General features: G+C 66.4%; 19 protein-coding genes. 11 read left to right on the top strand and 8 right to left on the bottom strand.

The window, feature by feature from the left end; all coding sequences use genetic code 11:
- Nucleotides 1–67: 67 nt before the first annotated feature.
- Nucleotides 68–2,887 carry a phosphoenolpyruvate carboxylase gene (locus tag AC07NY_RS09410; protein WP_494583447.1) on the bottom strand — a complete coding sequence of 940 codons (2,820 nt, stop codon included), beginning with the start codon at nucleotides 2,885–2,887 and terminating at the stop codon, nucleotides 68–70.
- A 185-nt stretch (nucleotides 2,888–3,072) separates the two neighbouring features.
- On the opposite strand from AC07NY_RS09410, the gene AC07NY_RS09405 reads away from it, so the two are divergent.
- Complete coding sequence (locus AC07NY_RS09405; protein ID WP_494583446.1) at nucleotides 3,073–3,672, top strand: DUF2239 family protein; 600 nt, start codon at nucleotides 3,073–3,075, stop codon at nucleotides 3,670–3,672.
- A 136-nt stretch (nucleotides 3,673–3,808) separates the two neighbouring features.
- On the top strand, nucleotides 3,809–4,702 hold the full coding sequence (locus tag AC07NY_RS09400; RefSeq protein ID WP_494583444.1) for a DMT family transporter: 894 nt from the start codon (nucleotides 3,809–3,811) through the stop codon (nucleotides 4,700–4,702).
- A 12-nt stretch (nucleotides 4,703–4,714) separates the two neighbouring features.
- Here the strand turns inward: AC07NY_RS09400 and gpt are convergent, their stop codons facing one another.
- From gpt to AC07NY_RS09375, 5 genes are all read right to left on the bottom strand, one after another.
- On the bottom strand, nucleotides 4,715–5,224 hold the full coding sequence (gene gpt, locus AC07NY_RS09395; RefSeq protein WP_492287368.1) for a xanthine phosphoribosyltransferase: 510 nt from the start codon (nucleotides 5,222–5,224) through the stop codon (nucleotides 4,715–4,717).
- Nucleotides 5,225–5,344: 120 nt separating this feature from the next.
- Entirely contained in the window at nucleotides 5,345–7,144 is a 1,800-nt protein-coding gene (locus AC07NY_RS09390) for a methyl-accepting chemotaxis protein (protein ID WP_492287367.1), read from the bottom strand.
- Between the two features lie 327 nt (nucleotides 7,145–7,471).
- The gene (locus AC07NY_RS09385; protein WP_494583443.1) at nucleotides 7,472–8,233 is read right to left on the bottom strand and encodes a competence/damage-inducible protein A; all 762 of its coding nucleotides are present in this window, start codon (nucleotides 8,231–8,233) and stop codon (nucleotides 7,472–7,474) included.
- A 95-nt stretch (nucleotides 8,234–8,328) separates the two neighbouring features.
- Nucleotides 8,329–9,180: an FkbM family methyltransferase gene (locus AC07NY_RS09380; RefSeq protein ID WP_492287365.1), complete on the bottom strand. Its 852-nt coding sequence runs from the start codon at nucleotides 9,178–9,180 to the stop codon at nucleotides 8,329–8,331.
- Between the two features lie 54 nt (nucleotides 9,181–9,234).
- On the bottom strand, nucleotides 9,235–10,416 hold the full coding sequence (locus tag AC07NY_RS09375) for an HD-GYP domain-containing protein (protein ID WP_494583440.1): 1,182 nt from the start codon (nucleotides 10,414–10,416) through the stop codon (nucleotides 9,235–9,237).
- A gap of 210 nt (nucleotides 10,417–10,626) precedes the next feature.
- Here AC07NY_RS09375 and map point away from each other — a divergent pair, with 210 nt between their 5' ends.
- From map to AC07NY_RS09335, 8 genes are all read left to right on the top strand, one after another.
- Nucleotides 10,627–11,448: a type I methionyl aminopeptidase gene (gene map, locus AC07NY_RS09370; RefSeq protein WP_492287363.1), complete on the top strand. Its 822-nt coding sequence runs from the start codon at nucleotides 10,627–10,629 to the stop codon at nucleotides 11,446–11,448.
- Nucleotides 11,445–12,182 carry a RadC family protein gene (gene radC / locus AC07NY_RS09365; protein WP_494583438.1) on the top strand — a complete coding sequence of 246 codons (738 nt, stop codon included), beginning with the start codon at nucleotides 11,445–11,447 and terminating at the stop codon, nucleotides 12,180–12,182. The genes map and radC overlap by 4 nt, the downstream gene beginning before the upstream one ends.
- Nucleotides 12,182–12,550 (top strand): DUF488 domain-containing protein, encoded by a 369-nt coding sequence (locus AC07NY_RS09360; RefSeq protein WP_494583436.1) that lies wholly within the window; start codon nucleotides 12,182–12,184, stop codon nucleotides 12,548–12,550. The genes radC and AC07NY_RS09360 overlap by 1 nt, the downstream gene beginning before the upstream one ends.
- Before the next feature lie 207 nt (nucleotides 12,551–12,757).
- Complete coding sequence (locus AC07NY_RS09355) at nucleotides 12,758–14,173, top strand: circularly permuted type 2 ATP-grasp protein (protein WP_492287360.1); 1,416 nt, start codon at nucleotides 12,758–12,760, stop codon at nucleotides 14,171–14,173.
- 70 nt (nucleotides 14,174–14,243) lie between these two features.
- Nucleotides 14,244–15,185 (top strand): alpha-E domain-containing protein, encoded by a 942-nt coding sequence (locus AC07NY_RS09350; protein WP_492287359.1) that lies wholly within the window; start codon nucleotides 14,244–14,246, stop codon nucleotides 15,183–15,185.
- Nucleotides 15,186–15,238: 53 nt separating this feature from the next.
- Nucleotides 15,239–16,066, top strand: coding sequence for a transglutaminase family protein (locus tag AC07NY_RS09345; RefSeq protein WP_494583433.1), 828 nt, complete (start codon nucleotides 15,239–15,241; stop codon nucleotides 16,064–16,066).
- A 47-nt stretch (nucleotides 16,067–16,113) separates the two neighbouring features.
- Nucleotides 16,114–16,863: a proteasome-type protease gene (locus AC07NY_RS09340; RefSeq protein ID WP_492287357.1), complete on the top strand. Its 750-nt coding sequence runs from the start codon at nucleotides 16,114–16,116 to the stop codon at nucleotides 16,861–16,863.
- 85 nt (nucleotides 16,864–16,948) lie between these two features.
- Nucleotides 16,949–19,180: a putative bifunctional diguanylate cyclase/phosphodiesterase gene (locus tag AC07NY_RS09335; protein ID WP_494583431.1), complete on the top strand. Its 2,232-nt coding sequence runs from the start codon at nucleotides 16,949–16,951 to the stop codon at nucleotides 19,178–19,180.
- A 28-nt stretch (nucleotides 19,181–19,208) separates the two neighbouring features.
- Here AC07NY_RS09335 and AC07NY_RS09330 read toward each other — a convergent pair whose 3' ends face one another.
- Nucleotides 19,209–19,808: an exopolysaccharide biosynthesis protein gene (locus AC07NY_RS09330; RefSeq protein ID WP_494583429.1), complete on the bottom strand. Its 600-nt coding sequence runs from the start codon at nucleotides 19,806–19,808 to the stop codon at nucleotides 19,209–19,211.
- 118 nt (nucleotides 19,809–19,926) lie between these two features.
- A complete protein-coding gene (locus AC07NY_RS09325; protein WP_494583712.1) occupies nucleotides 19,927–20,196 on the bottom strand; it encodes an usg protein in 270 nt (89 codons plus the stop codon).
- Between the two features lie 160 nt (nucleotides 20,197–20,356).
- On the opposite strand from AC07NY_RS09325, the gene bcsS reads away from it, so the two are divergent.
- Complete coding sequence (bcsS, locus tag AC07NY_RS09320; protein WP_494583427.1) at nucleotides 20,357–21,088, top strand: cellulose biosynthesis protein BcsS; 732 nt, start codon at nucleotides 20,357–20,359, stop codon at nucleotides 21,086–21,088.
- Nucleotides 21,089–21,097 lie beyond the last annotated feature (9 nt).

Below are 21,097 nucleotides of genomic sequence, written 5' to 3'. Positions count from 1 at the left end.
GCGCCTTCTGGTCACAAGATTCTCGGGTCTACGCTCCGCTCCGCCCGAGAATGACGCGAGAACAAAATTAGCCGAACGCGCCGATCTCGTGCTGGATCGCCCCGGAGATCTCGCGGATCAGCGCGAACAGCCCCAGCATCGGCGCGAAGACGTCGCGGTGCAGCGCCTCATAGGTGCCGCCCTCGCGCGGCCCCGGCGGCTCGCCGAAATCGAGGCCGATGGTGGGATCGGGATCGCGCGGGAAGATCTCCGCCAGCAGCGCGAGCGAGGCTGGCACGTCGAGGCGCAGCAAGCGCTCGATCAGCGCATCACGGGTCAGGCCGGCATGCGGCCGGAAATCCGGGATATGGGCGAAGGACAGCCAGACGCGATGCATCGCCGCCAGTCTCAGCGCATGCAACGCCACGAGCCGCGCCGACATCTGCGGCACATCGTCGGCCGCCACCTTGAGCTTGAGCGCATCGGCCGAGAGCCGCCAGAACAGGCGCCGCAGCGCCGGCGCCAGCTCCAGTCGCGAGAGCGCCTCCGCGACGACCAGCAATTCCTCGCGCCGCCCCTCCTTCACGGTCCGGCGCGCCCGGTCGAACCAGCTGCCGGGGTCGAGCGTGTCGAGATAGGCGCGCAGCACATCGAGGTCGCTATGCGCCATCGCATGGGCCGCGAGCCGATAGGCCCGGTCGAAGCGCTCGGAGCGCTCGCGCATGGTGCGGAACAAGTCCGGCGCGCGCGATGCGGCATGGCCGACGCCATGCATGCTGTTCGCCATCCAGCCGAGCTGCTGGAGGATGGCGTTATTGGGGATGGCGCGCAGTTCGCGGGGATGGCGGATGCGCGTCGGCCCCGCCCCTTCCGACTGGCGCGCGGCGGGACGCGAACCGGTCTTGTCGAGCAGCGAGGGGCCGAACGTGCCGATCAGCGCGGCATAGCCGGGATCGTCGACGAGTTCGTTCATCTCCTCGCGCACGGTCTGGAAGAACTCGCTGGCGAAATCCGGCTCGTCATAGATCGGGTCCTCGGCCAGTTCCGGTGATGCGAAGACCGCCTCGGCGATCCGCCCGACCGTGGCGCCGGCCAGCTGCGGCGTGCCGAACAGCAGATAGCCGTCGCTGCCCTGGAAGCTGGTCTCGCGTACCGTCCGGATGCCGGCACGCGCAAAGGCCTGCCGCGCATAGGCCGGGTCGAGATAGGCCAGCCGGTCCGACAAGCTGTCGGGATGGGCGCCGCGCCCGACCGACTCGCCATGGGTGTCGAAGATGACGAGCTCGACATCCGAAAGCTCGTAACGCCCCAGCAATTCGGCGATCCGGATGCGCAGGCGCTCGACCCAGAAGGTCGAGGCGACCTGCCCGATATAGCGCCCGGAATCCGAATAGCCGAACTGGATGCAAAGCCGCCCGTGGCGCTTGAGATAGTCGCGGAAATGCGAGCTGCGCAGCGCCTCGTCGATGATGCGCGGCCCTTGCTCCAGCGCGTCGGAGGTCTCGAACAGCGGCGAGATCTCGACGCGGTCGGCGATGCCGAAGCGGCTCGCCAGCCAGAGCGCGCAGAGCAGCGTATAGCCGGTCTCGGTCTCCGCGATCAGGAAGCGCACGGGCTTCGATCCGTCGACATGCTTCACGATCTGCGCGATCGTCATCATCATCCGTGCGGCCGAGGCCCGCTCGGCCGCCAGCGCCCCGAAATCGACCGTGATCGCCTTGACCTTGTCCAACGCCGTATTGGCGGCGGCGAGAAAGGCACGTCGCTGCGCCGGCTGGCCCGGCTCCTCGTCCAGCGGGATCGTCGCGCGCAGGGCGTTGTGGAGCTGCGAGGCGTTGAGCCGGAAATGCGGCAGCGCGATCGAGACGCCATGCGCGAGGCAGCCCGCCCGGATCAGGGCGAGCGCAACGCGCGTTTCTTCGTCGAAGACGTCTGCCAAGGCTTGGTCCAGGGCCTCGATCAGGCGGGTAGCTTCCGGCAGTGCCGTCTCGCGCTCCTGAACCAGCGACAGCGCAAAAGCTTGCAGGGCCTGCAACGAGGGCTGCGTGCCGATGGGCGGCGCCAGTGCAAGCTGTCTCTCCACTGCGGCCAGCGCCTCGCTCACCAGCTGGCGTACCGCTTCCGTGGCAAGGCCCTGCGGCAGCTTTTCGAGGATGCGCGCGAACTGCCCGCTCTTCGATTCCAGCCGGTAGCGCAACGTGTCCCACCAGCCGATATCGGTGCGTCCATCCGTGTCGCAGCCGACCCAGGAGGCCAGCGTGACCGGCTTCGGCGCGAGCTGCGTCCACCGCTCCGGCCAGCGCTCGCGCGCGACCGCGAAGAACGCGGCATTCAAACGGTCGATGGCATCACGGGCATGGCGCACGGCATAGCGCGCCTGCTCGAACTCGTCCTGCAAGGTGATCCGCCCGTCCGGGCGAAAGCTGAGTGCGCCATCGGCGATGACGGCCTCTCCGGCCGCGCCGCCGGAAGCGAGATCGGCAAGCGCATGGCAAAGCTGCCGCGCCATGCCGAAGGTCGGATGGGCTGTGAACACAGCTGCGAAGCGCGCCCGCTCCGCCGCCTGCCGGAACGCGTCGAAGGACGTGGCCTCCTTGGCCGCCTCTTCCGCCAGCGCGGCGAAAACAGCGGATTCGTCATTCTGGAGCCCGACATAGCGCGCGACCCGGCCGGCGCGTTGATGCAAGGCCTCTCGCCCGAGCCGGCGCACCAGTTCGGAGGCGGCGTCCATGCTCAGCTCGCCACGATCCATCAACCGCGTCAGCCAGAGCGTGACGCTCAGCACCGGATTGCCGAACGGGTCGTCGCGGGAATCGCTGCGCGCCGCCTCGACACGGGACAGCAGCTCCGCGGCGAGGCCAGCGACAACATGGGATGAATGACTTTCCGTCGCGATCGTCACGGTCATGATCCCCTCTCCCTGTCCGGCCGGTCGCAACGAGCACGCGGGCGCAACCTAACCCGCGCTGCATTGCAGCATCGGCTTCTCGCAGCTGCAAGCGGGAACGAGCGCAGCTCGGCCGATAAATTTTACCCGGATCATATTGCCATGGCCAAATCACCCGGATAATAAGCGCCCATCAAGGAGCGCCCATGTCCGGTATCGCATTCAGGCCCAGCACCGCCTTTCACGACACCACCCGCCTCACCAGCGGCCCGCTTGCGACCGTCGCGCTCGCAGTGAAAGCGGCGTTGGCAGCCGATGCCACGGCAGCAATCCTCGTCTTCGACGACGCGACCGGAAAGGTCGTCGATCTCGACCTGCGCGGCAGCAACGCCGAAATCACCGCACGCTACGCGCCTCCGACAAACGAGACCGCAGCAACCTCTGACGACGCTCCACGCGGACGCGGCCGGCCCAAGCTCGGCGTCGTCGCGCGCGAGGTGACCTTGCTGCCGCGCCACTGGGACTGGCTCGCCTTGCAGCCGGGCGGCGCCTCGCAGGCCCTTCGGCGCCTTGTCGACGAAGCCCGCAAGGCCGATGGCGGTCGAAGCCGGGCGCGCGCGGCGCAGGAACGGGCCTATGCGTTCATCGCGACGATGGCGGGCAACCGCGAGGGTTTCGAGGAAGCCTCGCGCGCCCTTTTCGCCGGGGACGACGCGCGCTTTGCCGAACATAGCCGCACCTGGTCGGCAGACATTCGCGCTCATGCCGCGAAGCTGCTGGCCGACGACCAGGCCGCTGGCAACTGAGGGGAGCAGACGCTCTCAACCTGCCTTGGAAGCATCCCGGCAGCGCAACCGCAGCGGGTTGCCGCTCCGGTGCGGCAAGGGCATAGCAGCGCCACGCGTCCCGCCGCCTGCATCGCCCTGCCGAAAGCCGCCTTTCATGACCTCCCGCGCTCAATGGCTCGGCATTCTCTGCGGCTTGCTGACCGCGATGATCTGGGGCGTCCAGTCCGTGGTGTCGCGGCACGCGATGCTGATCGACCTGACGCCAGCCGATGTCACGATCCTGCGCTTCGTCTCGGCTGCCGCCGTGCTGCTGCCCTGGGCGCTCAGGCACATGCGCCCCTTCCCGGTCGGCTCACTCGGCTGGCGGCGCGCCTGGGGCATGGCGCTGCTGATCGGCCCGCTCTACAGCCTGATCCTCGTCGCTGGCGCCTCCTTCGCGCCCGCGCTGCATTCGTCGATCATCTCGCCCGGCCTGATCCCGGTCTTCACCGCATTGCTGATCTTCCTCGTCACCGGCGAGCGCGCCGGGCGGATGCGATTGATCGGGCTCGGTGTCATCGTACTGGGCATCGGCATCTTCTCGCGCGATGCCCTCGCCATGGCGCCGTCGCGGCCCGATGCCTGGATCGGTGACCTGCTCTTCGTGCTGATCGCCTTCCTCTGGGCGATCTTCGGCCTGCTCGCCCGGCGCTGGAACGTCAGTTCGCTCGAGGTCACCGCCGCCTCATGCATCCTCTCGGTGCCGCTGCTGGTGATCGTGGCGCTGGTGCTGCCGATCCATATGGCGCGGGCGCCCTTCGCGGAACTCCTGCTCCAGGCGCTCTACCAGGGTGTGCTGGTCGGCGTCGTCGCGCTCTATCTTTATGCGCGTTCGGTCGAGACGCTGGGCGCGGCCAGGGCGACGCTCTTCCTGCCGCTGGTGCCGATCGCGACGGCCGCCGCCAGCGCCCTGCTGCTGGCGGAAGTGCCCTCTCCGACTGAGATCGTCGGCATGGCGATCGTCGTCGCCGGGATGCTGATCGCCTTCCGCTCACCCTCGGTGGGCTGAGCGCGCGGCCTCTCAGCCCTGATGCCCCTTGGCGATCGGCTCCACATAGGAGAGCCCCATGTCCCAGGGGAAATAGATCCAGGTGTCCTGGCTGACCTCGGTCACGAAGGTATCGACAGTCGGCACGCCGGCCGGCTTGGCATAGACCGTGGCGAAATGGGCGTTCGGCAGCATCTCGCGCACGACGCGCGCTGTCTTGCCGGTATCGGTGAGGTCGTCGACGACCAGCACGCCCTTGCCCGTACCGTCGCCGATCGCCTTGATGTTCGGCGCGATGTCCTTGAGCACCTTGAGCTCGGTCTGGTTCTTGTAGTCGTGATAGCTCGCGACGCAGACCGTCTCGATCATGCGCAGGCCGAGCTCGCGGCAGATGATCGCCGCCGGCACGAGGCCGCCGCGGGTGATGCAGACCATCGCCTCGAAAGGCCCCTTCTCGGCGAGGCGCCACGCCAACGCACGGGCATCGCGATGGAACTGATCCCAGGAAACCGGGAAAGCCTTGTTCGAGGACGGTTCGGCCATGGACAGCGCTCCGGACTTAGCCCGACGCGAAGCGCGCCGTTTCCGACCGAAAAGCCTATCGGCGCGCGCCTGACAAGAGGCACTCGCCGAACATCCCCAATTCAGCGTCGATAAACCGCCTCAGAACTCGGCCCAGCCATCCGCCGTGCCGCCGCCGGCGACACGCCGGCCGCGCATCGCTGGCGCCGCGGCACGCGGCGCGGGAGGCGCAGAATGGACGAGCTGCGGGGCAACCCTGTGCCGTTCATCGCCGAGCTGGAAGGCCGAGACCATCGCGCTCAGCGATTCCGTTTCCTGCTGGAGGTCGCGGGCGACCTTGGCGCTCTGCTCGGCCAGCAGCGAGTTCTGCTGCGTGATCTCGTCCATATGCGCGACGGTCCGCGCCATCTCGTCGATGCCGTTGGCCTGTTCCGTCGTCGCCTGCGAGATCTCGCTGACGGTCGAAGCAACCTTGGAAGCGGCGCCGACGATCTCGCCCAGCGTCGTTCCGGCATCCTTGACCAGCCCGACGCCGGCTTGAATCTGCTGCGCAGAATTCGCGATCAACGCCTTGACGCCATTGGCGGATTCGCTGCAGCGAGCCGCCAGCGCGCGCACTTCCGTCGCCACCACCGCGAAGCCGCGCCCGGCATCGCCCGCCCGCGCTGCCTCCACTGCCGCGTTCAGCGCCAGCAGGTTGGTCTGGAAGGCGATCTCGTCGATCATCGAAATGATCTCGGAAATGCCGGACGAGGCCTGCTCGATCCGCCCCATCGCCGCCACCGCCTCGGTCACGATGGCGCCGCCGCGCGCCGCGACCTCGCTCGCCTCATTGCCGAGCTGCACCGCCATCCGCGAATTGCCGGCGCTGTGCTTCACCGATGCGGCAAGCTCCTCGGTCGTTGCCGCAGTCTGCTGCAGGCTCGATGCGTTCGCCTCCGTCCGCTCGGCCAATTGCTGGCTGTCCGAGGTGATCTTGACCGAGGCATTGTCGATCCGCGCCGAGATGTCGCGCACTGAGCCGACCACCTCGGCCAACGTGTCGAGCAGGTCGTTGACGCCGGCGCAGAGCGTCGCGACCTCCCCACTTTTGCCGTCGAGCGTCACCCGGCCGGTCAGGTCCTTGCCCTTCGCCCGGCCGATCACGGCGCTCGTCTCCTGCACCGCCGCCTCGAGCTGCTTGCCCTTGAAGGTCGCGGTGATGTCGGAGGCGAACTTGACGACCTTGTAGGGGCGGCCCTGCGCATTGAGGATCGGGTTGTAGCTGGCCTGAATCCAGATCTCCTTGCCGCCCTTGCCGATACGACGGTACTGACCGGCATCGTACTCGCCACGACCCAGGCGCTCCCAGAAGGCGCGATAGGCCGGCGTCTCACGCTCGGCCGTATCGACGAACATACGGTGATGCTGCCCGACGATCTCTGGCAGCGAGTAACCGAGGACGCTCAGGAAGTTCTGGTTCGCGGTCAGGATCTTGCCGGTCAGGTCGAACTCGATCACGGCCTGCGCCTTGTCGATCGCCGCGCGCTGCCCTTCGAGATCCGCGAGGCGGTTCTTCTGCTCGGTGACGTCGAAGGCGTATTTGATCACGCCGACAGGCTTGCCGCCCGCCCCCAGGATCGGGTTGTAGCTCGCCTGGATCCAGATCTCCTTGCCGCCCTTGCCGAGCCGCAGATACTGGCCCCGCGAGAACTCGCCCCGGCCGAGATCGGCCCAGAACTGCTTGTAGGCGGGGCTCGCCTTCTCTTCGGCCGTCACGAACAGACTGTGATGCTGGCCCTTCACCTCGGCCAGCGTGTAGCCCATCGCCGACAGGAAATTCTCGTTGGCATCGAGGATCTTGCCGTCGAGGTCGAACTCGATCCGCGCTTGCGATCGGTTGATCGCGTCCAGCTGTCCCGCGGCATGCCGGTTCGAGAAAAGGCCGGAAAAGAGCGGCATCTGATATCCCCCCTCGGCGTGACCCGCGCATGACGCGTCATCGGGCCGGCGCCGTCGTGAAAGCCGTTATCGGATACCTACGGCGCGAGGACGCGGCAGGGGAGACCGAATGCTTCCGGCCACGAGACGAATATCGCATCAAACAGTTTATGAATGGTTGATATCTAGATTTCGATGCAACTTTTAGTAGAAAAAACGCACAAAAATGACATATCATCACTGCAGTATTAGTTATAAAATTACACGAAGATCAAAATATGAAAACCGAAAAGAGATATCCGACAATTAATTGTATAAAAATCGCAAAAGTTGCAGATTTTCCTTTCGTCAGGTCGCATTTTGCTTCTCAAGAGCAACCATGGCTTTTACGTCAGCCACAGCAGCAAGCAGTTTCTCTGCATCACGCGACCTGACGACGATATTCGTGTCCGGACCGGTCTCGGACCAGAACGGATAGGAGCCGATCGAAACCGCCGGATGCGCATCCGCTATCGCGGCGAGCGGCCCGCCAATATCGCCCTCGCGCAGTCCCGCCCGGACCGTGTCGGACAGCATCTTCGCTCCGGTCCGCAGCGTCGGCCCGACGACATCCAGCATCGCCTGCATGATCGAGGGCACACCGGCCATCACATAGACATTGCCGATATTGAAGCCCGGCGCCTTGGAGATCGCATTGGCGATCAGGTCGGCGCCGGCCGGGATGCGCGCCATCCGCATGCGGGCCTCGTTGAGCTCAGCCGGCGAGAAGCGCTCCGACAGCATCGCGACCGCGCGGGGATCATGGTCGATCGTGACGCCGAAGGCAGCCGCGACCGCATCCGCCGTGATGTCGTCATGGGTCGGCCCGATGCCGCCGGTCGTGAAGACATAGGTGTAGCGCCCACGCAGCGCGTTGAGCGCCGCGACGATCTCCTCGGAGATATCGGGCACGACCCGGACCTCGCGCAGGTCGACGCCGATATTGGTGAGGTATTCGGCGATATAGCCGATATTCTTGTCCTTGGTCCGCCCGGACAGGATCTCGTCGCCAATCACCAGGATCGCGGCCGTGACGATGGTGGCGGAGGAACTGGCTTCGTTCGCGGACATGGGCGGCGCTCCTGGCTGTCGCACAAGAGCTAGGCGTTCCGTGCGGCGCGCTCAAGCACCGGCGCGGGCGCCCCGGCCATGCCGTGGGCGCGCGCTCAGGCCGGCTTGCGCTCGAACACCAGGTTGAGCCGTGTCTGGGCGACGAGCTTGTAGCCGCTGCGCTCCAGGAGGCCGGCGAGGTCCGTCTGCCAGCGCTGGCGCGAATCCTCGATGATGATGAAGCCCGGCCAGAGCGCCTGCGGCGCATCGCGCAGGAACGGCTCGAGAATCAGGTCCTCGGCGCCCTCGACATCGAGCTTGATCGCGTCGATGCGCTCGTAACCCTCGCCCTCGACCAGCGAGAGCAGGGTCATGGCCGGCACCTTCACCGAGGTCCCGGCGCTCGAATTGAGGATGCGGACGCTCGATTCCCCGCGATTGGTCGGATCGATGAACAGGGTCAATTCGCCCGGCTTGTCGGCCAGCGCGCAGGCCACGGCCTTGACCGTGCCGAACGGGTTCTGCGCGATGTTGAAGGAGAGCCGTGCGAAGACCTCCGGCTGCGGCTCGACCGCGAGGATGCGCGCCCGCCGCCCGGCGCGGGCCGCGACGAAGAGCGAGTAGGCGCCGATATTCGCGCCGACATCGATGAAGGTGAAGCCCTCGTGCAGCCGCGAGGCCAGAAGCTCGCGCTCGACCGCGTCGAAATATTGCGGCGTGAACAGCACGCGCTTCTCGCAGACATTGCCGTCCGGATAGAGGCGCATCTTGGCGCCCAGCGACTCGATATCGACCGGCGCGCCGTCGAGCGAGCGCAGGCCGAGGCGCCGCAGCGCATAGGCGACCTTGCGCCCCAGGAAGCTGTCCGAGGCGGCGCGCGTCCGGGCGATGATGCGGGCGAGATAGGCTTTCGGCGCGAAGGTGCCGAAGGGCCGCTCTTCCGCCGGGTTCTGTTCGATGATGGCCATTGCGCCAGCCTGATACACCTCGACGGGCCTGCGCGCCAGTCGCCGGATATGCGCTTACTGCCCGTCGGCGAAGCGGGCGTGGATTTCGCCGAACCGGGGCGCGATCTCCTGGAAGACATCGACGAGCCGGGGGTCGAACTGCCGGCCGCGTTCTCCCATCACCACCGCGACGGCCTCGCCATGCGTCATCGCCCCCTTGTAGACCCGCTTCGTGACGAGCGCGTCGTAGACATCGGCGATCGCCATCAGCCGCCCTGAGAGCGGGATGCTCTCGCCCGCGAGCCCCTGCGGGTAGCCTGCCCCGTCCCAGCGCTCGTGATGCGTATGGGCGATCTCCTTGGCCAGCCTCAGGAACGAGCTGGAGCCCCCGAGATGGCGCTCGGCATCGGCGATGGCGATGCGCCCGAGCTCGGCATGGGTCTGCATCGTCGCCCGCTCGTCATCGTCGAGCCGGCCGGGTTTCAGCAGGATGCTGTCGGGAATGCCGACCTTGCCGATATCGTGCAGCGGCGCCGACTTGAACAACAGGTCGAGCGTGGCGTCGTCGAGCTCTTCAGCGAAGAGGCCGCGCTCGCGGGCGCCCTCGGCCAGCACCCGCAGATAATGCTGGGTACGCCGGACATGGTTCGCCGTCTCGTTGTCGCGTGTCTCCGCCAGCGAGGCCATGGCCAGGATGATGGCCTGCTTTGCCCGCTCCGCTTCCTCCAGCGCCGTCGACAACGAGTTCACCAGCGCGATATTGGTCATGGCGACCGCCGCGCTGTTGGCGATCCGCCTCAACGCGCGGACCACCTCGGGCGCCGGCCGATGGCGATGCGCCCAATAGGCACCGATCGCGGCAACGGGATCGTCCTGCCTGACCGGCACCATGACAAGGCTGCGCACGAAAGTCGGCCGATAGGCTTCGTGGGGAATCCGCTCGTCCTCGTCGATATCCTCGATGACGACGACCTCGCCATGCTGCATCGCCCAGCCGGAGATGCAGGCATCCATCGGAAAGCGCTGGCCCTTCCAGAGCGGCGCGATGGCGTCCTCGTCGGCATAGTAGCAGCGGCCGTTGTCGCGCAGGATGAAACTGATGCCGTCCGCGCCGATGAGCCCGCGCGCATTGCGTCGCACGACCTCCATGACCTCGTCGATGCCGCGCGCCATCGCGAGATCGAGCGATAGCTGGTCGAGCGCGCTGAGCGTCGGGTCGGATGGGTCGGTGGGCGGCGGAGAGACAGGCGCTTTCATGTGTCCAGGGCGAAGCAATCGGGCAGACGAAAGGTGCGGGCGGCAAGCTGCCTCAAAAAAGTTACAATCCCCCCAACGTCAGCACAACGATCACCCGCGCAGCCCTGCCCCTGCGGCAGCGCAGACATCCCACCCGCCGGAGGCGTGGCAACCGGCTTGCGTGCGCCAGCAAACGCAATAGATAAGAGGGCGAGGAGTTTTCCGCGCGCAATGACCTTCGAAGACACCATCGGCCGCTCGCGTTCACGCGAGCCCGCCATCAAGATTCACGGCCCCGAGGCCTTCGCGGCCATGCACAAGGCCGGCCGTCTGACGGCTGCGGGGCTCGATATGCTCGGCTCCTACGTCAAGCCCGGCGTCACCACGCAGCGGCTCGACGATCTCGCCTTCCAGTTCGCCATGGACAATGGTGCCTATCCGGCGACGCTCTTCTATCGCGGCTACACCAAGTCGATCTGCACCTCGATCAATCATGTCGTCTGTCACGGCATTCCCGACGACAAGCCGCTGCGCGAGGGCGACGTCGTCAATATCGACTACACGCTGATCGTCGATGGCTGGCACGGCGATTCCAGCCGCATGTACGGCGTCGGCGAAGTATCGCGGAAGGCGGAACGCCTGATCGAGATCACCTATGAAAGCCTGCAGCGCGGCATCAAGGCGGTGCGCGCCGGCGCCACCACCGGCGATATCGGCTTCGCGATCCAGCGCTATGCCGAAGCCGAGCGCTGCTCGGTGGTGCGCGATTTCTGCGGCCACGGCATCGGCCAGCTCTTTCATGATGCGCCGAACATCCTGCACTATGGCAGCCCGGGCGAAGGCGTTCTGCTGAAGCCCGGCATGGTCTTCACCATCGAGCCGATGATCAATCTCGGCAAGGCGGGCGTGAAGGTGCTCTCGGATGGCTGGACCGCCGTGACCCGCGACCGCTCGCTCTCCGCGCAGTTCGAGCATCAGATCGGCGTCACCGAGCAGGGCTGCGAGATCTTCACGCTCTCGCCCGCCGGCCTCGGCAATCCGCTCGCGAAATGAGCGTGGGCATCGGCAAGGGATCGCGAAAGGCGCCCTCGCCGGCCACCCCTGCCGCCTCCGACACGCCGCATTATCATGGCCACCGCGACCGTTTGCGCGCCCGCTTTCAGGAAGCAGGCGCGGAGACGCTGCCGGATTACGAGTTGCTGGAGCTGCTTCTCTTCCGCTCGATCCCGCAGCGCGACGTCAAGCCGCTCGCGAAGGAACTGATCCAGCGCTTCGGCTCCTTCGCTGAAGTGCTGGGCGCGCCGGCCGCGCGCCTGACCGAGGTGAAGGGTGTCGGCGACGGCGTCGCGCTCGACCTCAAGATCGTCGAAGCCGCCCTGAAGCGCATGGCCAAGGGCGCGGTCGGCAAGCGGCCGGTCCTCTCCTCCTGGTCCTCGGTCCTCGATTATTGCCGGATGGCGATGGCCTTCGCCGAGCGCGAGCAGTTCCGCATCCTCTTCCTCGACAAGAAGAACATCCTGATCGCCGACGAGGTCCAGCAGACCGGCACGGTCGATCACACGCCGGTCTATCCGCGCGAGGTGATGCGCCGCGCGCTCGAACTCTCGGCCTCGGCGATCATCCTCGTGCACAACCACCCTTCCGGCGATCCGACGCCCTCCGGCGCCGACATGCGGATGACGCGCGAGCTGGTCGATATCGCCAAGCCCCTGGGCGTTGCGATTCATGACCACATCATCGTCGGGCGCGACGGCCATGCCAGCTTCCGCAGCCTCGGGCTGATCTGATGACGCAACTCACGGTGAAGCGCGTCTACGATTCCCCCGCGCCCGGCGACGGCACGCGCATCCTCGTCGACCGGCTCTGGCCGCGCGGCGTGTCGAAGGACAAGATCGACCTCTGGCTCAAGGACCTCGCACCGAGCGATGCGCTCCGCCACGAGTTCCACGGCCATCCCGACCGCTGGGACAAGTTCTGCGCCGCTTATGCGACAGAGCTTGGCAGCCCGTCGGCACAGGCGGCTCTCGCGACCCTCGACGCCGAACGCAGGAAGGGCCCGGTCGCCCTGCTCTACGCCGCCAAGGACGAGAATCGCAACAATGCGCTGGCCCTTCGCCTATGGCTGGACGGCCGCCCGAATTCGGTCCAAGAATAGCGCAGGCATGGCCGCCCTACGCGGCGCCACGAAGGAACAGCCGCTCTCCGCGGGCTGGTTCAGCTTTGCCAAGATCAACTAAAGTAAACTCTACCTGATCAATACTGCCCAGGAAAAAGGCAGACCTGATCAATTGCGCAGCTATTCTCCCTCTTCCCGAACGGCCGCGAATGCGCATAGGCTGGTTTCAACGGGGAAGAGGGCTGCATGGTCGCATTTGATGAAATGACCGGTTCGGGAGCCGAGCTGAGGCCTGCCTACGCGGCTCTGGACCGCTGGCTGAAGGAAGCGCCGCCCGAGATGCTGGCGTTGAGGCGCAGCCAGGCGGAGCTGTTCTTCCGCCGCATCGGCATCACCTTCGCGGTCTATGGCGACGAGGAATCGACCGAGCGCCTGATCCCCTTCGACATCATTCCGCGCGTGCTGACCAAGCCGGAATGGACCAAGCTGGAAGCGGGCCTGCGCCAGCGCGTCACCGCCCTCAACATGTTCCTGGCCGATGTCTACGGCCCCAAGGAATGCCTGAAGGCCGGCATCATTCCGCCCGATCTGGTCTATCGCAACGCCTGCTACCAGCTCGAAATGGTCGACTTCAAGGTTCCGCACGACATCTACTGCCACATCGCCGGCATCGATGTGGTGCGTGTCGACGCCGACACCTTCTACGTCCTCGAGGACAATGCCCGCACGCCCTCCGGCGTCTCCTACATGATGGAGAACCGCGAGGTGATGCTGCGGCTCTTCCCGGAGCTGTTCTCGACGCATCGCGTCGCGCCGGTCGACAACTACCCGGACCAGCTGCTGGCGACCCTGCGCTCGGTCGCGCCGCGCAGTGCATCGTCGGACCCGACGATCTGCCTGCTGACGCCCGGCCAGTACAATTCGGCCTTCTACGAGCACTCCTTCCTGGCCGACAAGCTCGGCGTCGAGCTGGTCGAGGGCTCGGACCTGCTGGTCAAGGACGACGTCGTCTACATGCGCACGACCCAGGGGCCGAAGCGTGTCGACGTGATCTACCGGCGCATCGATGACGACTTCATCGACCCGCTCGCCTTCCGCAGCGATTCCGTGCTCGGCGTCCCCGGCATCATCGGCGCCTACAAGGCCGGCAACGTCACGCTGGCGAACGCGGTCGGCACCGGCGTCGCCGACGACAAGGCGGTCTACAGCTACATGCCGGAGATCGTGAAGTTCTTCACCGGCGAGGAGCCGATCCTGAAGAACGTCCCGACCTATCGCTGCCGTGAGCCCGAGGCCAATGCCTATGTGCTCGACAATCTCGAGAAGCTCGTCGTCAAGGAGGTGAACGGCTCGGGCGGCTACGGCATGCTCGTCGGCCCGCACGCCAACAAGGCCCAGATCGAAACCTTCCGGCGCAAGCTCAAGGCCCAGCCCGAGGGTTTCATCGCGCAGCCGACGCTGGCCCTCTCGACCTGCCCGACCTTCGTCGCCTCGGGCGTGGCGCCACGCCATGTCGACCTGCGCCCCTATGTGCTCTCCGGTGCCAACGGCATCTCCTGCGTGCCGGGCGGCCTGACACGCGTCGCGCTCAAGGAAGGCTCGCTCGTCGTCAATTCCAGCCAGGGCGGCGGCACCAAGGACACCTGGGTGCTCGACGCATGACAGCCTCGGCCGCCCCTTCGCCTGCCCTCCCGAAACAGCCTGCCATCCCGCGGAAAGGCACACGCTGACCATGCTTTCGCGTACCGCAGATAGCCTCTACTGGGTTTCCCGCTATGTCGAGCGGGCCGAATATCTCGCCCGCATCCTCGACGCGACGACGCGCCTGACCAACCTGCCGACGACCTATGGCGGCGCCGGCACGGAATGGCAGAGCGCGGTCCTCACCGCCGGCTGCGAGGAGGCCTTCGCCAAGGCCTATGGCGAGGCCAACGAACGCAATGTCTGCGACTTCCTGACCTTCAACCCGGACAATCCATCCTCGATCCGCAATTGCCTCGCCCAGGCGCGCTCGAACGCCCGCGCGGTGCGGACGGCACTGACCTCGGAGATGTGGGACGCGCTGAACGGCGCCTGGCTGGAGCTGCAGCGCTTCGAAAAGAAGCGCATGGATCGCGAGGAATTCGCCCGCTTCCTCGATTGGGTGAAGAACGTCTCGCTGGTCTTCGACGGCTCGGCCTACCGGACCATGCTGCGCGACGACAGTTACTGGTTCTCGCGGCTCGGCGTCTATCTGGAACGCGCCGACAACACCGCCCGCATCCTCGACGTGAAATATCATGTGCTGCTGCCGGCGGACGAGCAGGTCGGCGGCTCGCTCGACTATTTCCAGTGGACCACGGTGCTACGCGAGGTCTCGGCGCTGACCGCCTATCACTGGGTCTATCGCGAGGCGGTAAAGCCGATCCTCGTCGCCGACCTTCTGGTGCTCAATCGGCGCATGCCGCGCTCGCTCGCCGCCTGCTACGAGAGCATCTCGCGCTTCCTCGACTCGCTCGGCGACGCCTATGGCCGCCAGGGGCCGGCGCAGCGCCAGGCGCGCAAGACGCTGGCCAATCTCAGCAATACCCGCATCGACGATGTCTTCGAGCACGGGCTGCACCAATTCATCGAAGAGTTCATCACCGAGAACAACCGCCTCGGCAACACCATCTTCGAGCAGTACCTGCAATGAACCGCTCGCCTTTGTTCGCCGCGCGACTGCCGTAACCCTGCCCGGACTGGATTATGCGGATCAGGATTTCCCATACGATCGGCTACGACTATGCCGAGCCGGCACGCCATATCACGCAGATCCTGCGGCTGACCCCGCGCGACCATGACGGCCAGCACGTCATGTCCTGGCGCATCGAGCCGAATGTCGACGGGCGCCTGCGCGCCTCGCAGGATGCCCATGGCAACATCGTGCACTCATTCTATGCCGACGGGCCGATCTCCTCGCTCGCCATCCGCATCGACGGCCTGATCGAGACCATCGATCTCGCCGGCGCCGTGCGGGGTGGCCTGGAACGCGTGCCCTGCGAAGTCTACTGCCGCGACACGCTTCTCACGGAGCAGGACGAGGCCCTGCGCAGCTTCGCAGACGAGGTCACGGCCGGCGCCGGCACGCCGCTCTCGCGGATGCATGCGCTGATGAACGCCGTCAGCGATCGCATCGATTGCGTCGAGGCCAGCGGACGCACCGGCGTCGGCGCTGCAGCAGCATTTGCGGCACGCGAGGCGATCGCGCAGGACGTCGCCCATATCTTCATGGCCTGCGCCCGCCATCTCGGGCTGCCGGCCCGCTATGTCTCCGGCTATGTCGCGCAGTCCGACAGCCTGCCGCATGGCAACGGCGCTCATGCCTGGGCCGAGGTCCATCTCGACGACTATGGCTGGATCGGCTTCGACTGCGCCAATGCGCTCTGCCCGATCGACACGCATGTACGGGTTGCCATAGGGCTCGATTTCGCAGATGCAGCACCGGTCCGTGGCTCGCGCCAGGGTGGCGAGGGCGAGAACCTCAACGTGCTCGTCAGCGCCCGCGAGGCCGAAGGCCGCGGCGCCAATCAGTAGCTGCTCCCGCCCGGCGGGCGTGGCCAGGAAGACAGGGATCAAAGCCCGTGACCTATTGCGCCGGAATCCTCGTGCAGGACGGGCTCGTCATGATCGCCGACACCCGCACCAATGCCGGGCTGGACGACATCTCGACCTTCCGCAAGCTCCATGTCTTCAACTGGCCGGGGGATCGCAATTTCGGCCTGATGACGGCCGGCAATCTCTCGATCACCCAGTCGGTGGTCAGCTTTCTCCACGAGGGATTGCCCAATCCCGACACCGGCGAAATGGACACGCTGCAGAACGCCAGCTCGATGTTCAGGGCTGCCCAGCTCGTCGGCCGCTGCATCCGCCATGTCCGCGACATCGACGGTCCGGCGCTGGAGGATGCCGGCGTCAAGTTCGAGATCGGCATGCTGTTCGGCGGCCAGATCAAAGGGCAGCCGATGCGCCTCTTCATGGTCTACAGCGCCGGCAACTTCATCGAGTGCGGCATCGATTCGCCGTTCCTGCAGATCGGCGAGCACAAATACGGCAAGCCGATCCTTGATCGCGCCGTCACCTACAAGACCCATCTCTACGATGCGCTCAAGGTCGGGTTGATCTCGATGGATTCGACCATGCGCTCGAATCTCGGTGTCGGCCTGCCTATCGACCTTGTCGTCATCCGGCGTGATGCCGACGATTTCGAGCTCAACCGGCGGATCGAAGCCGGCGAGCCCTATTTCCACGACCTGCGCGAGCGCTGGTCCGCGGCACTGCGGGCGGCCCATATGGCGATACCGCGCCCGCCCTACGGGCCTTCGGGGACTTGACGCAGCGGCAACCTGAGTGCAGGCAACGGGATGTCAACACTTCAGGCCTTAAGTCACAGCACGAAGACACTTTTCCGGACGAAGAATGCCCTTGACCACCGCCGCGAAGATGACGAATGCGGGCTCCTCCGCTCGCATGTTCGCGAGCACGGTGGTCACGCTGGGCTGCGCCTTCCTGTTGCTCATGGCCGCCGGGATCGGCGTCGTCGTCGCGATCACCCGCGAGGCCAATCGGCTTGAGGCTCAGCGCCAGGCCGAGCGGATCGAAGCCGCCATCAACGGGCAGATCAAGCTGAGCGAATTGAGGCTGGAGCGCCTCGTCGCTGCCGGCGACCTGCCCGAAGCCTTGCAGCAGGCCGGCCCGGCCGCCACCGTCCTGCAAGCCGCTCTCAAACGCCTGAGCGGCCAGCTGATGGATTTCGACGGCGCCTATATCGGGGGCACCGGCAGCACCATCCTGGCATGGGTCGAGAACCCGGCCGTGGCGGACCACGGCAGCAGCGGGGCACCTCGCCATATCGAGGCCTTGCAGCGCGGCGCCAGGAGTTCCTTCGTTGCGGCCGTGATCGGCGACGAGGTCACGCCCCAGTTCGGCGCGGCCCGCTCCACCGTCATCACGGATGGCGGCGAGACGTTGATCCTGACCGTGATCGACCTCTCGCGCATCGCCTCGTTCAGCTCCGATAGCGGCCCGACGCCGCTCTCCTTCGTCGCCTACCGTCATCTGTCCAGCGCCCTGATGTCGGACCTGGCCGAACGCAACCGCATCGCCGATATCCAGCTCGTCACCACGCCGCCGGCCGACCCGCTGTCGAAGCTCGGCCTGCGCACCGCTGACGGCAAGATCGGCGCCTGGCTGACCTGGTCCCCGGCCCGCCCCGGCGACGTCATGCTGCGCCGCTTCCTCTGGGCTCTCATCGCCGTCGCGCTGCTGTTCTCCGCGATCTTCGTCTTCGTCGTCCAGCGCCTGCGTTCCTCGGCCGAGCAGATCGAGCTGCGCGAGCGCCAGATCCAGCGCCTCGCCGGACAGGACGAGCTCTCGCTGCTGCCGAACCGTCGCAGCTTCGACCTGACGCTCGACCAGACCCTCGCCCATATCCACGATGACGGCCCGAGCCTTGCCGTGCTGCTGATCGACCTCGATCGCTTCAAGGCCGTCAACGACACCTATGGCCACACCGCCGGCGACGAGCTCATCCGCCAGGTCGCGGTCCGCCTGTCCGGCGCGGTCCAGGTCGGTGACACCGTTGCACGCCTCGGCGGCGACGAGTTCGGCATCATCCAGACCCATTCCGCGACGCCGGCCGGCTGTGCCGCGCTCGGCGAGCGCATCCTCGCCAGTCTCTCCGAGCCGTTCAGCATCACCGGCGCCGAGGTCACGATCGGCTCCTCGATCGGCATCGCCATGGCGCCGCGTGACGGCACCAGCCGCGAAGCCCTGCTCAAGCTCGCCGATACCGCGCTCTACGAAGCCAAGAACAGCGGCCGTAACCGCTATGCCTTCTTCGAGTCGCAGATGAACCGCTCGATGCAGCTGAAGCGGATGGTCGAGGACGACCTGCGCCACGCCATCGATAACGACCAGCTGATGCTGCACTACCAGCCCCAGGTCTCCGTCGACGGCTCGACCATCGTCGGCGTCGAGGCGCTGGTGCGCTGGCAGCACCCGGCCCATGGCATGATCCCGCCCTCGGATTTCATCGCCATCGCCGAGGAGCGCGGCCTGATCGTGCCGCTCAGCGAATGGGTGCTGCGGCGCGCCTGCACCGAGGCCAAGCGCTGGAAGGGCATCCGCCTCGCGGTCAACGTCTCGCCGATCCAGTTCCGCCACAAGGACTTCGTCGCCAACGTCATCCGCACCATCGAGGAGACGGATTTCGACCCGGCCCAGCTCGAGCTCGAATTGACCGAAGGCGTGCTGATCGAGGATGCCGACGCCGCCGAAGCCGCGATGATGGACATCCGCGCCCATGGTGTCGGCCTTGCGCTCGACGATTTCGGCACCGGCTATTCGAGCCTGATCTACCTGCGCCGGTTCGCCTTCGACAAGATCAAGATCGACCGTTCCTTCCTCGAATACATGGAAGCGACCGGCGAATCCGCGATCCTCGTCCATTCGATGGCCCATCTCGGGCGGGCGCTCGGCCTGCGGGTCTGCGCCGAGGGCGTCGAGACCGCCGAGCAGCACCGCTTCCTGCAGGCGATCGGCTGCCACGAATTGCAGGGCTTCCTGTTCTCGAAGGCAGTGCCCGCGAGCGAGATCGACCGCCTGCTCGGCCTGGATAATCCTTTCGCCGAAATCCTCGCCGCCGCCTGACACCACGAGCCGGGCGCGCGGCGGACCTTCAGAAGAACAGCTCGTGGATGCCGCTGAAGATCGCGTAGGCAAAGCCCGCGCTGAGCAGCAGGCCGGCAGCACCGACCACCGCACCGATGATGATCAGCAACCCGTCCCGCTCGACAAGGCCGAGCCCGACGAGGCAGACCGCAAGCCCGAGCGGGATCTGTCCGATGAACGGCGCCGCGACGATCAGGCCGAGCGCCAGGACGAGGATCACCAGCCCCAGCACCGGGATGGCCCAGGCCCCGCCCAGCATGGTCAGGCGCGGCCGCGAGAAACGCTCAAGCCAGGTCAGCGCCGGCAGTGCCCGCGCCACGGCTCGGGTGAGCTCCGGCTTGCCGATGCTGCGCTTGAGCAGTGCCTGCGGCAGCCACGGCATCCGCCGCCCGGTCAGCATCTGCACGGCGACGAAGGCGAGCACCAGGCCGCAGACCAGCGGGATCGGCGGCGGCATCGGCAGGCAGTTCGGCAGGCCGAGCAGGACGACGAGCAGGGCATAGGCCCGATCCTGCAGCGCCGCGACGATCGTGCCGACGGCAATGCGCTCCCCGGGCAGGCCAGCCAGCGCCGTCAGAAGTCCGGATGTACGCAAAGGAGATGACAAGGGAGCAGGCCGTGCCGAAGCGGAAGCGCCCGCCTAGCATGGCGGCGCACCTGCCAACAAGCGAGCCGGACGCAGGCTTTCAATGCCCCAGGCTCACGCCGGCAGGTCGGCGCAACGTTCAGTGCAGGGTGAACACGCCATTCACGCTGCGGATTTCCGCTGGCCTGATCAGGCGCGAATGCGCAACCGTAACCGAGTGAAGCGGCCCCTCCAGCTCGCGCTTCCAGAACGTCAGGAAATCCTGAAGCACGGGAAAGCGCGGCGCCAGGTCGTATTGCTGCCAGATATAGGTTTGCAGGACGTTGAGGTGATCCGGCATCCGGTAGAGGATCGTCGCCGTGGTCAGCCCATAGCCTTCGAGTTGCCGCATGAAATCGGTCGAAACCATCGCCACCTCCCCTCCGCAACGGACTGAAAGCTTTGCCGGATAGGTCGAGCCTGCTCCCGCCTGGTTAACAAAGGCTTGCCAGCCTACTGACAAACTGCTGCAATCCTGAGGCAGGCTGCCGGACATGACAGCCTGCGCGACGACGGTCGTGGGGGCTTGCGTGGCGTATCGGGTGGGCAAGGCCGGACTGGCCGGGCTGGCGATGAGTTTCGCCACCGCCCCGATCTGTACTGCCAGCGCTGAGGAGGAAGAACCCGAGCGCAGCCCCCTCTCGATGGTGATCTTCGGCTCCATGGAGGCCGGGCCGACCAAGACCTTCCTCTCGGTCGGAATGAAACGCGCCCTCGGCGGCAGCCTGACCAACAGCGGCTTCCGCCTCTTCGTCAAGGCCGGCGGCGCGCAGGAAGAAACCCGCCGCAGCAAACCACATGGCGTGACCTACAAGGCCGAGTCGCAGGCGCTTCTCGGTTATGAATGGCGCATCGGCGACAGCTTTCTCGCACTCTATGCCGGCTCGGATGTCGAAACCGAGCAGCGAATGGAGGCTTTCGGCCCGTCCCTCATCAGAACCCGCTACGGCGCCAGGGTGCAGGCCGACCTCTGGATCGTCCCGACACCGGGGATGATCGTCCAGGCCAACGGCTATCTTTCGACGGTCAACGGGCGTCTCTGGGCGCGCGTCGCACCGGGCTGGCAGGTGCCGGCCGGGTTCTATGTCGGGCCGGAATTCGAGGCCTATCGCGAGCGCGACTACCGCAAGCTGCGCCTCGGGCTGCACCTCACAGGCCTGCGTTTCCTCGGGCTGGAATGGCGCCTCTCCGGCGGCCTCCAGTCAACGAGCAATAGACCTTCCGAATATTACGGCACCTTCGGGCTGCACTGGCAGCGCTGACGCCCGCCC

The organism is Allobosea sp. GW821-FHT09G06 (assembly GCF_059416005.1).
Note: the sequence above shows the minus strand (reverse complement) of the source record. Positions and strands in the feature narration are given on the sequence as shown.